Annotated in this window: 10 protein-coding genes; 5 read left to right on the top strand and 5 right to left on the bottom strand. The window is 51.5% G+C overall.

Going from position 1 to position 12191, the window contains the following annotated elements; all coding sequences use genetic code 11:
* Positions 1 to 36 precede the first annotated feature (36 nt).
* From BBW69_RS01080 to lolA, 3 genes are all read right to left on the bottom strand, one after another.
* Positions 37 to 576, bottom strand: coding sequence for a gamma carbonic anhydrase family protein (locus BBW69_RS01080; RefSeq protein WP_188210125.1), 540 nt, complete (start codon positions 574 to 576; stop codon positions 37 to 39).
* A 72-nt stretch (positions 577 to 648) separates the two neighbouring features.
* On the bottom strand, positions 649 to 1788 hold the full coding sequence (locus tag BBW69_RS01075) for a polyamine ABC transporter substrate-binding protein (protein WP_107959963.1): 1140 nt from the start codon (positions 1786 to 1788) through the stop codon (positions 649 to 651).
* Between the two features lie 280 nt (positions 1789 to 2068).
* The gene (lolA, locus tag BBW69_RS01070; RefSeq protein ID WP_188210124.1) at positions 2069 to 2692 is read right to left on the bottom strand and encodes an outer membrane lipoprotein chaperone LolA; all 624 of its coding nucleotides are present in this window, start codon (positions 2690 to 2692) and stop codon (positions 2069 to 2071) included.
* Positions 2693 to 2996: 304 nt separating this feature from the next.
* Here lolA and BBW69_RS01065 point away from each other — a divergent pair, with 304 nt between their 5' ends.
* Genes BBW69_RS01065 through BBW69_RS01055 form a run of 3 tightly spaced genes read left to right on the top strand, consistent with a single transcriptional unit; the run spans position 2997 to position 5552 of the window.
* Positions 2997 to 3824 (top strand): ferritin-like domain-containing protein, encoded by an 828-nt coding sequence (locus BBW69_RS01065; protein WP_070495525.1) that lies wholly within the window; start codon positions 2997 to 2999, stop codon positions 3822 to 3824.
* Between the two features lie 45 nt (positions 3825 to 3869).
* The gene (locus tag BBW69_RS01060; protein ID WP_188210123.1) at positions 3870 to 4829 is read left to right on the top strand and encodes a cation diffusion facilitator family transporter; all 960 of its coding nucleotides are present in this window, start codon (positions 3870 to 3872) and stop codon (positions 4827 to 4829) included.
* Between the two features lie 60 nt (positions 4830 to 4889).
* Positions 4890 to 5552 (top strand): HAD family hydrolase, encoded by a 663-nt coding sequence (locus tag BBW69_RS01055; RefSeq protein ID WP_188210122.1) that lies wholly within the window; start codon positions 4890 to 4892, stop codon positions 5550 to 5552.
* A 63-nt stretch (positions 5553 to 5615) separates the two neighbouring features.
* On the opposite strand, the gene BBW69_RS01050 is transcribed toward BBW69_RS01055, so the two are convergent.
* Complete coding sequence (locus BBW69_RS01050) at positions 5616 to 6437, bottom strand: pyruvate, water dikinase regulatory protein (RefSeq protein ID WP_107859319.1); 822 nt, start codon at positions 6435 to 6437, stop codon at positions 5616 to 5618.
* Positions 6438 to 6847: 410 nt separating this feature from the next.
* Between BBW69_RS01050 and ppsA the strand changes: the two genes are divergently transcribed.
* Positions 6848 to 9232 (top strand): phosphoenolpyruvate synthase, encoded by a 2385-nt coding sequence (gene ppsA, locus BBW69_RS01045; RefSeq protein WP_188210121.1) that lies wholly within the window; start codon positions 6848 to 6850, stop codon positions 9230 to 9232.
* Positions 9233 to 9455: 223 nt separating this feature from the next.
* Positions 9456 to 10715: a transcription termination factor Rho gene (rho, locus tag BBW69_RS01040; protein ID WP_003675703.1), complete on the top strand. Its 1260-nt coding sequence runs from the start codon at positions 9456 to 9458 to the stop codon at positions 10713 to 10715.
* Positions 10716 to 10821: 106 nt separating this feature from the next.
* Here rho and BBW69_RS01035 read toward each other — a convergent pair whose 3' ends face one another.
* The gene (locus BBW69_RS01035) at positions 10822 to 12117 is read right to left on the bottom strand and encodes an FAD-binding oxidoreductase (protein WP_188210301.1); all 1296 of its coding nucleotides are present in this window, start codon (positions 12115 to 12117) and stop codon (positions 10822 to 10824) included.
* Positions 12118 to 12191: the final 74 nt, after the last annotated feature.

The following is a 12191-nucleotide window of genomic DNA, read 5'->3' as shown; positions in this document are numbered from 1 at the left end:
CCAATAAGTTGATATATAAACTGATATTCCCGATAATCACATTATTCGGAGTCGGTATTGTTGCGACAGCCTTACATAATGCGCGGCGGAATACTTCAAAAAGGCTTTTTCCTCATCGGTCAACACGCGCACCTGTCTGACCGGCGAACCGACATAAAGATAGCCGCCCTCCAAACGTTTGCGCGGAGGTACGAGGCTGCCCGCCCCAATCATCACGTCATCTTCAATAACGGCATCGTCCAAAACCGTCGTCCCCATGCCAACTAGGACTCGGTTGCCGATACGGCAGCCGTGCAACATGGCCTTGTGTCCGACAGTTACATCTTCTCCGATAACGAGCGGTGAGCCCTCGGGTTTGGCGGCGGTTTTGTGGGAAACGTGCAAGACGCTGCCATCCTGTATATTGCTGCGCGCACCAACGGTAATGCTGTTCACATCGCCGCGCAATACGGCATACGGCCATACGGAAACATCATCGGCAAGCGACACCTCACCGATAATGACGCACGTTCCGTCTATCATGCAGGTTTCGTGAATTTCGGGAGTGTGGTTTTGGAAAGTTCGGATTGCGTTCATTTTTTTCTCCTTTACTGCCGTTGTCCGGCTTATTCTCTAGATGCCGTCTGAAACAGGCTCAAACGGCACGGCTCATTTTCCAGCCTTAAGCGACTGCCACAGTCTGACACTAAGACGGCTGACATCGCTGGATTTCGGCGATACGATGAAACTTTTCTGCATCAGTTCTTTAGTCGGAAAAATCGATGCGTCGGATGTATATTTCGCATCCATCAGTTCTCGGGCAGGCAGACTGGCCGGTGCATAGGTTACGAAACTGCCGTTTTGCGCGGCAACTTTCGGATCCAGGGTGTGATTGATATATTTATGGGCATTGGCGACATTTTGCGCATCACGAGGAATCATCAGCGAATCCACCCATACACCCACGCCGGTTGTCGGTACCAATACCTTGATATCCACACCGTTTGCCGACTCCCGGGCACGTGTTTTGGCAATATTCAAATCACCGCCGTAACCGATGGCGACACACAGGTTTCCGGTCGCCATATCGTCGATATAGCCTGAAGAAGTGAAGCGTTTGATGTCCGGACGGACGGTTTTCATCATATCGACGGCGGCTTTGATGTCTTCGGGATTTTCACTGTTGGGGTCTTTGCCCAAATAGTGCAATGCCAGGGGAATCTGCTCGATAGCGCTGTCAAAATAACTGATACCGCAGGATTTCAGTTTGCGTGTATATGCGGGATTAAATACCAAATCCCATTCGTTTTCGGGCAATTTGTCCGTACCCAATGCCTTTTTCACCTGCTGCGTATTGATTGCCAAGGTATTAATGCCCCAAAAATAAGGGACCGCATATTCGTTGCCCGGATCGACTTCCGCCATCATTGCCAGCAGGGAGGCATCGATGTTGGCGTAATTGGGTATCAGGCTTTTATCGATTTTCCGGTATGCGCCGGCTTTAATCTGCCTGCCGACATTGGCGACGGAAGGTACGACCAAATCATAACCGGACTTTCCGGTCAGCAGCTTGGCTTCGAGCGCCTCGTTGCTGTCATAATAGTCGTACCGGATATTGAGACGGGTATCTTTTTCAAAATCGGAGAGGGTTTGGGGATCGACGTAATCCGACCAGTTATAGATATTGAGTTTGTCGGAAACAGTATGTTGCACTTGGGATGCTTCGGGTTCTGCGGTGGTTTGGCTGCCACCGCCGCATGCAGTCAAGACGAGGCCGAAAACTGCCGCCGCCATCAAGATTTTTCTCATGGATACAGTCCTTTTGTGAAAAAGAAAACATTGCAGTGGTCCGATACCACATACAAAAGGGAAACTGTGGGGGCGGCCGGCTTGCTTCCTTGTGCCCTTGATTCAGCTGGACTGAATTAAACGGCAAAAGACGCGGCAGTGCAATACTTAATTTTAATGCCGGAAAAAAAATATATGTGCAGCCGTTTATTTTCAAATAATGCACCTGCTCCGCCATCTTAAACGAATATGCCGTCTGAACGTGCCATACGTTCAGACGGCATAATGCCAAACAAACAAGTCAGTTGCTCAATACGTCCACACCCTGCGGGGGCGTAAATTTGAATGCGCCGCGCGAGAGGTTGGGCTTGGTGTTCAAGCTGCCGAAGGTGATGGAGGTTTGGTTGCCGAAGCTGTCTTTCAGCTGCATGGCGGCGAGGTTGTCGCCTTTGAAGCCGATGCGGATGTATTGGTAGCCGGCGTTGTTTTTCTTAGGCGTTGCCAAGACGTAGTCGATGCCGTTGGACGAGCCGTCTTCTTTGAGGGAGTAGCTGCTGTCAAGGGCGGTTTTGTTGGAGAGGATGGCGGCAGGGCTGTCGCCGATGGTTTGGTCTTGGGCGGACTTGGTCACTTGTGCCAAATCAACGTCATAGAGCCAAATGGTTTGACCGTCGCCTACGATGGTTTGTTTGTAGGGCTTGGTGTATTCCCATTTGAAGAGGCCCGGACGCAGGATTTTGAAAGTGCCGTGTGCGGTTTGGGTTTTCTTTTTGCCTTGGACGGTTTGGGTGAAGCTGCCGCTGATACCGTCGGCGTCGTTGTTGAATTTTTTGAGTGCATCTACTGCGCCTGCCTGTGCGAAACCGATGGTTGCGGTCAGGGCGGAAGCAGCGAGAAGTTTGAACAGGTTGTGTTGTTTCATCATTATTTTTCCTTGTTGGAAGGGGTGTGGCGCCCAGTATCGATGTTACAAAATAACAATGCAAGCCGCTTATGGGCGGTTTACATTTTGCAAACAGTGTTGTCTAGGGGCTAATTTTTTGAAGCTACGGGATTTTTTCCTGCGGAAAAGACAATCGGGTTTCACAATTCTTTAATGTATGCCGAGTGTGCAAACTGTGGTATTTAATGGTTTTTGACGCGCAACGCCAAATTGTAAAGATTATATTCCTTATATTGTTTTTTTTAAACGCTATAATGTTTGTTTTCCGAAAAACGGCGGACTTGGGATGAAACCTGATATTTATGCCTTGCTGGAACTTGCCCTACTTTCAGACGACCCCGATGAAAAAGGACGGCTGACGGATGAGGCGTTTGCCGCCGTTCAGAACATGGACGGGGCTGAGACAAACGCGCCGCCGCTGGACTTCCGCCACGCAGGACGGCCGCTGAAGCCTGTTTTGGTCGCGCCGTCGCAACTGACGCCGCGCAAGATGAACACGGCCGAAGGCTATGCGGCGATGCTGCACGCGATTGCGCATATCGAGTTCAACGCCATCAATCTGGCTTTGGACGCGGCATACCGTTTCCGCACGCTGCCGTTTCAGTTTGTGCGCGACTGGGTGCGGGTGGCGAAAGAAGAGGTGTACCACTTCCGCCTGATGCGCGAACGGCTACGCGCTTTCGGCTTCGATTACGGCGATTTCGAGGCGCACAACCATTTGTGGGACATGGCGTATAAAACCGCCTACGACCCGCTGTTGCGCATGGCGTTGGTGCCGCGCGTATTGGAAGCGCGCGGGCTGGACGTTACGCCGGGGATACGCGCGAAGGTGGAGCAGCGCGGCGATTCGGAAACCTGCGGCGTGTTGGACATCATTTACCGCGACGAAGTGGGCCATGTCGCCATCGGCAACCATTGGTATCAACACCTCTGCCGCGAACGCGGTTTGGAACCTGTCGCCCTGTTCCGCAGTCTGATTGCCCGTTACGATATGTTTATCTTCCGCGGCTATGTGAACATCGAAGCGCGCGAAAAAGCAGGCTTCAGCCGCTTCGAGCTGGATATGTTGGAAGATTTCGAGCAGGGTTTGAAACAAGGCAAAAAGGTCGTCTGAAAACCCTGAATCCGGATTTTCAGACGACCTCTGTTGAGGAACGTTATGTCTCACCATCACGAACACCATCATCACGCACACGCCCACACGCATACCGCCAACAAAAAAGTATTGCGCGTATCGTTCATCATCATCGCCGCCTTTATGCTGCTGGAGGCGTTCGGCGGCTGGCTGACCCACTCGCTCGCGCTGCTTTCCGACGCGGGGCATATGTTCAGCGACGCATTTTCCTTGGGCGTGGCATTGTGGGCGTTCAAACTCGGCGAAAAAGAAACCACGCTGCAAAAGACCTTCGGCTACAAACGTTTCGAAATCCTCACCGCCATGTTCAACGGCTTGTCGCTGGTGGTCATCGCCGTGCTGATTTTCTACGAAGCCGTCAAACGCCTGCTTTATCCGCCCGAAATCGCCACATTGGGAATGCTCGTTATCAGCGTCGTCGGACTGCTGGTCAACATCGGCGTAGCGGTTTACATGCTGAAAAATAGCGACACCGAAGCCAACGTCAACATGCGCGGCGCGTATCTGCACGTTTTAAGCGACCTTGTCGGCTCGGTCGGCGCGATTGCCGCCGCCGTACTCATGATGGCGTTCGGTTGGAAATGGGCGGATCCGCTCGCCAGCGTGTTCGTTGCCGCATTGGTCGGACGCAGCGGCTGGAGCCTGCTCAAACAAACGCTGCACATCCTGATGGAAGGTGCGCCCGAAAACATCCACACCGACGACCTGCTTGCCGTCATCCGCAACACCGACGGCGTCAAATCCGTCCACGACTTACACGTCTGGACGATTACCAGCAATATCAACGTATTATCCTGCCACATCGTCGTAGACGGCAGCATGACCGTTGCCGAATCCGAACAAATCGCCTACCGCATCGAACACGAGTTATCCCACAAAAACATCGGACACTGCACCATCCAAATCGAAAGCGAACACCACCCACATCCCGACAGCGTCTTGTGTGCCAACGAAACCGACAGCGCACACCATCACCACCACTAAACCCAAAGGTCGTCTGAAACCCTTTTCAGACGACCCCATCGAAAAACCAAAGGAAAACACATGATTCAAGCCGTATTGTTCGACCTCGACGGCACGCTCGCCGACACCGCCCTAGACCTCGGCGGCGCACTCAACACCCTGCTCGCCCGCCACGGACTGCCCGAAAAAAGCATGGACGAAATCCGCACCCAAGCCAGCCACGGCGCGGCAGGTCTGCTCAAACTCGGCGCAGGCATCACCCCCGACCATCCCGACTACGCCCAATGGCGCACCGAATACCTCGACGAATACGACAGCCGCTACGCCCAAGACACCGCGCTCTTTGACGGCGTGAACGAAATGATTGCCGAACTCGACAAACGTGGCATCAAATGGGGCATCATCACCAACAAACCCATGCGCTTCACCGACAAACTCGTCCCCAAACTCAGCTTCATCATCCCACCCGCCGTCGTCGTCAGCGGCGACACCTGCGGCGAACCTAAGCCCAGCGTCAAACCCATGCTGTATGCGTGCGGACAAATCCACGCCAACCCGCAACACACACTCTACGTCGGCGACGCGGAACGCGACATCCAAGCAGGCCGCAACGCCGGTATGACGACCGTCCTCGCCGAATGGGGCTATATTTCCGATGAAGACGACACCGACTCATGGCAACCCGACTACCGCATCGCCACACCGATCGAACTAATCGGCTGCCTTACCAAGAAACAGGTATGAAAATGCCGTCTGAAAACCTTTCAGACGGCATTTCCCACATTCAGGTACAACCTCGACACCACATCAGAACCTACGCTTCAACTTGCACGCCTGAAGGATGTGTACGGCAAGCTCTTCCACCGATTTATCCGTCGTATTCGCAAACGGAATCCCATGCCGTCTGAACATACTCTGCGCGTCCGCCACCTCGCTGCGGCATGTATCGATTTTGGCATAAGTTGAATTCGGGCGGCGCTCTTGGCGGATGGCCTGCAGGCGTTCGGGCTGAATGGTGAGGCCGAACAACTTGTCTTTGTAAGGTTTGACCATACGCGGCAAATCACTGGATTCCAAATCATCGGGAATCAACGGATAGTTGGCTGCCCGGATACCGTATTGCAACGCCAAATACAGGCAGGTCGGCGTTTTGCCCGAACGCGATACACCCATCAAGATTACATCCGCTTCCTGAAGGTTCTTATCGCTGACCCCGTCGTCGTGGTTCAATGAGAAATTCACCGCCTCCATACGCGCATCATAACGCTTCGTATTACCGATACTGTGATGCCCCTGCCCGGATGCCGTGGCTTCGGTATTGAGTTCCTTCTCCAACAGTCCCAAAAAAGTCTCAAAGAAATTAATCTGAAAAGCATCCGCCCCTTTGATAATCCGACGGATTTCGTCATCAACCACACTGACAAACGCAATCGGACGCTGTCCGTTTTCCTGCATATTCCGATTCACCTTCTCCACTACCGCCCTGGCTTTTTCAGGCGTATCGACAAACGGGTGCGTATGGCGCTTGAACTCCAAATTACCAAACTGGTTCAATAGGGCCTCACCGATATTCTCAGCCGTCAGCCCGGTACGGTCGGAGATATAAAACACGTGGCGCAAACTGCTCATCTTCCATCCTCAAAATAAAGATTGAAACACACATCATAACAGCAGCAACAAACATAAGGAAAGCGCACATACCGCCCCTACCCCGGATTACACGAAAACGGGAAAATAAAAATTTGAAACAAACCGCACCCCAAAACAAATTTAGCAGGAGAAAATGCCAATAAATCGAGCAAAAATCTGCCAAGAAAATATTAACCTATTCAAAACCACCTGTTTTACAAAGAAAACACCCAAGGAAAAACATGTTTGCCGGTAAAGAATTTCAAACCATTACATACCCCGAAAACTGCAACTTTTCAGACGGCATCACGATTTAAACAGATAAAACACATGACAGCATAGGAACGAATCGCTTAAAATAAGGATGCGGATTTGTTTCTTTTTTAACATATTTTAGATTGGACACACAAATGGCCGACAACTACGTAATCTGGTTTGAAAACCTGCGTATGACAGATGTTGAAAGTGTAGGCGGAAAAAATGCCTCGCTGGGCGAAATGATCAGTCAACTGACTGAAAAAGGCGTTCGCGTTCCCGGAGGCTTTGCCACAACAGCCGATGCCTACCGTGCATTCCTCGCACACAACGGTCTGAGCGAACGCATTTCTGCCGCATTGGCAAAATTGGATGTCGAAGACGTTGCCGAACTGGCACGTGTCGGCAAGGAAATCCGCCAATGGATTTTGGACACCCCGTTCCCCGAACAGCTGGACGCAGAAATCGAAACGGCTTGGAACAAAATGGTTGCCGATGCCGGCGGTGCGGACATTTCCGTTGCCGTACGTTCTTCCGCAACTGCCGAAGACCTGCCGGACGCATCATTCGCCGGACAACAGGAAACTTTCCTGAATATCAATGGCCTGGAAAATGTTAAAGAAGCCATGCGCCACGTATTCGCCTCCCTGTACAACGACCGCGCCATCTCCTACCGCGTACATAAAGGCTTCGAACACGACATCGTCGCCCTTTCCGCCGGCGTACAACGCATGGTGCGTTCCGACAGCGGCGCATCCGGCGTGATGTTTACCCTCGATACCGAATCCGGTTACGATCAAGTCGTCTTTGTCACTTCATCCTACGGCCTGGGTGAAAACGTCGTACAAGGCGCGGTCAACCCCGACGAATTCTATGTATTCAAACCCACACTGAAAGCAGGCAAACCTGCCATCCTGCGCAAGACTATGGGTTCGAAACACATCAAAATGATTTTTACCGACAAAGCAGAAGCCGGTAAATCCGTAACCAACGTCGATGTCCCCGAGGAAGACCGCAACCGCTTCTCCATTACCGACGAAGAAATCACCGAGTTGGCACATTACGCACTGACCATCGAAAAACACTACGGCCGCCCGATGGATATCGAATGGGGTCGCGACGGCTTGGACGGCAAACTCTACATCCTGCAAGCCCGTCCCGAAACCGTAAAATCCCAAGAAGAGGGCAACCGCAACCTGCGCCGCTTCGCCATCAACGGCGACAAAACCGTATTATGCGAAGGCCGTGCCATCGGTCAAAAAGTCGGACAGGGTAAAGTACGTCTGATTAAAGATGCTTCCGAGATGGATTCCGTCGAAACCGGCGACGTACTGGTTACCGACATGACCGATCCGGATTGGGAACCCGTGATGAAACGTGCTTCCGCCATCGTTACCAACCGCGGCGGACGCACCTGCCACGCGGCGATTATCGCGCGCGAACTGGGCATTCCGGCCGTTGTCGGCTGCGGCAATGCAACCGAATTGCTGAAAAACGGTCAAGAAGTTACCGTATCCTGTGCCGAAGGCGATACCGGCTTTATCTACTCCGGCCTGCTGGACGTACAAATTACCGATGTTGCTTTGGACAACATGCCTAAAGCACCTGTAAAAGTAATGATGAACGTCGGTAACCCAGAGCTCGCATTCAGCTTTGCCAATCTGCCGAGCGAAGGCATCGGTCTGGCACGCATGGAATTCATCATCAACCGCCAAATCGGTATCCACCCCAAAGCCTTGTTGGAATTTGATAAACAAGACGACGAATTGAAAGCGGAAATTACCCGCCGCATCGCCGGCTACGCTTCTCCTGTCGACTTCTATGTCGATAAAATCGCAGAAGGCGTGGCAACATTGGCTGCATCGGTTTACCCGCGTAAAACCATCGTCCGTATGTCCGACTTCAAATCCAACGAGTACGCCAACTTGGTGGGTGGCAGCATCTACGAACCGCACGAAGAAAACCCGATGCTGGGCTTCCGCGGCGCAGCTCGTTATGTCGCCGAAAGTTTCAAAGACTGCTTCGCCCTCGAGTGCAAAGCCTTGAAACACGTCCGTGACGAAATGGGTCTGACCAACGTCGAAATCATGATTCCGTTCGTCCGCACTTTGGGCGAAGCCGAAGCTGTTGTTAAAGCCCTGAAAGAAAATGGTCTGGAACGCGGCAAAAACGGCTTGCGCCTGATCATGATGTGCGAGTTGCCAAGCAACGCTGTATTGGCAGAACAATTCCTGCAATACTTCGACGGCTTCTCCATCGGCTCTAACGACATGACTCAGCTGACCCTCGGCCTCGACCGTGACAGTGGCTTAGTGTCCGAATCGTTTGACGAACGCAACCCTGCCGTTAAAGTAATGTTGCACTTGGCAATCTCCGCCTGCCGCAAACAAAACAAATACGTCGGTATTTGCGGTCAAGGTCCGTCAGACCATCCGGACTTCGCCAAATGGCTGGTAGAAGAAGGCATAGAGAGCGTCTCCCTGAATCCGGATACTGTCATCGAAACCTGGCTGTATTTGGCTGATGAATTGAATAAATAATCAATGCCCATACCCCCAAGCCTGAAAAGCTCGGGGGTATTTTTCCAAACGACTTTACTCAAGCGATCTATCCTACCGATAAAGGCTAACCCCGCCTGAGATAATATTTGACACCTGCACGCCGACTGCCTACAATTCCCCCTTTCTCCGAGCAACCGGCAACGGTCAGCTTCTTCTTTCAGACGGCATCCGCCCGTCTTTTCCTCTTCTATATATCATTATTATGCACGTCTCTGAATTACAAACCCTGCACATTTCCAAACTTTTAGAGTTGGCAGAAGAACACGCTATCGAAAATGCCAACCGTTTCCGCAAGCAAGACTTGGTTTTTGCCATCGTCCGCCAAATGATGAAAAAAGGTGAGAGTTTTACCTGCTCCGGCACACTCGAAATCCTGCCCGACGGTTTCGGTTTCCTCCGAAGTGCGGATACCTCCTATCTCGCGGGTCCTGATGACATATATGTCTCACCCACCCAAATCCGACGCTTCAACCTGCATACGGGCGACACCATCGAAGGCAGTGTGCGCGTCCCCAAAGACAACGAACGCTATTTTGCCCTGGTCAGACTGGATTCCATCAACGGCGACCACCCGGAAGTATGCCGCCATAAAATCCTGTTTGAAAACCTGACTCCTCTGTTTCCGACCAAACAGTTAAAACTGGAACGCGACTTAAAGTCCGAAGAAAACCTTACCGGACGTGCCATTGACCTGATTTCCCCCATCGGCAAAGGTCAACGCGCCCTCTTGGTTGCCCCGCCCAAAAGCGGTAAAACCGTGATGCTGCAAAATATTGCCCACGCCATTACCGCAAACTATCCTGAAGTCGAGCTCATCGTCCTCTTGATTGACGAGCGTCCCGAAGAAGTTACCGAAATGAGCCGCTCCGTCCGTGGCGAAGTAGTCTCCTCCACCTTTGACGAGCCGGCTCAACGCCACGTCCAAGTTGCCGAAATGGTGCTTGAAAAAGCCAAGCGTATGGTAGAACACAAAAAAGATGTGGTCATCCTGCTTGATTCGATTACCCGCCTTGCTCGTGCCTACAACACCGTCGTGCCTACCTCGGGCAAAATCCTGACCGGCGGTGTCGATGCCAACGCACTGCACCGTCCCAAACGTTTCTTCGGCGCAGCACGCAATGTTGAAGAGGGCGGTTCGCTGACCATTATCGCCACAGCATTGGTTGAAACCGGCAGCCGTATGGACGATGTGATTTACGAAGAATTCAAAGGCACCGGCAATATGGAATTGCACCTCGACCGCCGCATGGCGGAAAAACGCCTCTTCCCCGCTATCAACATCAATAAATCCGGCACGCGTCGCGAAGAACTGCTTGTTCCAAACGACCAGCTGCAACGTATGTGGTTACTGCGTAAATTCCTGCACCCGATGGATGAAATCGAAGCCACCGAGTTCTTAAACGGGAAAATCAAAGCATCTAAAAATAATGATGATTTCTTTGAACTGATGCGCGGAAAATAAACACATCATCGACATTAAGCGAAATGCCGTCTGAAATCTGAAAATCGGGTTTCAGACGGCATTTTTCACATTGACCGCCAACGGATAAACATACTGCCTACGATACTTAACGGCTGTCTTTCCACTGATAGTATTGAGAACCGAGAAATGAACCGAGCTTTCTCAGAAAAGGTTGCAGGATGATATTCGGCTGGCGCAACTGCTCAAACGGCTTCAGACGGCATTCGTCCCCTAAAATTGCTTCTGCAACCGCCAAACCTGCAATACCCGTTATTGCCATACCATGCCCGGAATAACCTTGTGCATAAAAAACATTTGCGGCCAAACGTCCGAAATGTGGAACAAGGTTGGCAGTAATATCACACTCCCCTCCCCATGAATATTCGATTCTAACATCGGCAAGCTGCGGAAAAACTTTCAGCATGTCTTGGCGGACAAGCTGGGTCATACGCGCAGGATCGTCAATAAATTCATGGTCTTTACCGCCGAAAAGCAATCTGCCGTCCGCACTGAGGCGGTAATAATCCAAAATATGGCGGTTGTCGCACACAGCCATATTGTTTCGGATAAGCCCATGCCCACGCTCACCCAAAGGTTCGGTGGCAATAATAAAGGTGCTAACGGCAATCGCCTTACGCTCCAAAGGCTTGAATATCGGATTCAAACCGGCATAAGTATTGACGGCATATACCGCATTTTTACATTCGACACTGCCTTCCGGAGTGTAAACCAACCAACCGTTTTGATAAGGTTCGATGCGTATCATGGGAGAATGCTCAAAAATCTGCGCACCGGCTTTGGCAGCGGCATCGGCAACACCCAACGTGTAATTGAGCGGATGAAGATGCCCGGACAAGGGATCGAACTGTGCGCCTTGGTACATATCGCTGTCGAGTTGCTGCTTCAGTTCAGTGTTATCCCAAAGTTGATAATGAGTTGCACCGTAATATTTTTGGGCGTGCTCATGCCATTGTTGCAATTCTTCCCAATGTTGCGGACGAACGGCAACCGTGGCATAACCGCGTTGCCAATCACAGTCAATCGCATATTTGCGTACGCGCTCGTCCACAAGCTCAACCGCCTGTAAAGACTGCTGCCAAAACCATTGTGCCCGCTCCAAACCAACCTGTTTTTCAATTTCCTCCATACCGCAGGCGTAATCGCTGATAACCTGCCCGCCACTCCGTCCCGATGCGCCGAAACCGATACGCGCGGCTTCCAACACAACCGTTTCATGTCCCTGCTCCGCCAAGGGCAGTGCAGTGCACAAACCACTCAAACCGCCACCGATGATACAGGTATCGGTTTTCAGACGGCATTGAAGTTTCGGATAAACAGTATGAGGATTAACCGAACTAAAATAATAAGAAGGCAGATATTCTTGAAAATCAGGACGAATCATGATGTTTACTTTATCAGGTATATTTTCAGACGGCATGATACAGGCTGTCGAACCATATTGTCCAAACAGAAAAT

This window comes from Neisseria sp. RH3002v2f (assembly GCF_014596375.1).
GTDB lineage: Bacteria > Pseudomonadota > Gammaproteobacteria > Burkholderiales > Neisseriaceae > Neisseria > Neisseria cinerea.
The sequence above is the reverse complement of the archived record's forward strand: the minus strand, read 5'-3'. Positions and strand labels throughout refer to the sequence as shown.

Excerpts from the sequence above, each read along its gene's own strand:
- rho (WP_003675703.1), top strand. The coding sequence starts at position 9,456 with ATGCACGTCTCTGAATTACAAACCCTGCACATTTCCAAACTTTTAGAG.
- BBW69_RS01065 (WP_070495525.1), top strand. The coding sequence starts at position 2,997 with ATGAAACCTGATATTTATGCCTTGCTGGAACTTGCCCTACTTTCAGAC.
- BBW69_RS01055 (WP_188210122.1), top strand. The coding sequence starts at position 4,890 with ATGATTCAAGCCGTATTGTTCGACCTCGACGGCACGCTCGCCGACACC.
- BBW69_RS01080 (WP_188210125.1), bottom strand. The coding sequence starts at position 576 with ATGAACGCAATCCGAACTTTCCAAAACCACACTCCCGAAATTCACGAA.
- BBW69_RS01060 (WP_188210123.1), top strand. The coding sequence starts at position 3,870 with ATGTCTCACCATCACGAACACCATCATCACGCACACGCCCACACGCAT.
- BBW69_RS01050 (WP_107859319.1), bottom strand. The coding sequence starts at position 6,437 with ATGAGCAGTTTGCGCCACGTGTTTTATATCTCCGACCGTACCGGGCTG.
- lolA (WP_188210124.1), bottom strand. The coding sequence starts at position 2,692 with ATGATGAAACAACACAACCTGTTCAAACTTCTCGCTGCTTCCGCCCTG.
- BBW69_RS01035 (WP_188210301.1), bottom strand. The coding sequence starts at position 12,117 with ATGATTCGTCCTGATTTTCAAGAATATCTGCCTTCTTATTATTTTAGT.
- ppsA (WP_188210121.1), top strand. The coding sequence starts at position 6,848 with ATGGCCGACAACTACGTAATCTGGTTTGAAAACCTGCGTATGACAGAT.
- BBW69_RS01075 (WP_107959963.1), bottom strand. The coding sequence starts at position 1,788 with ATGAGAAAAATCTTGATGGCGGCGGCAGTTTTCGGCCTCGTCTTGACT.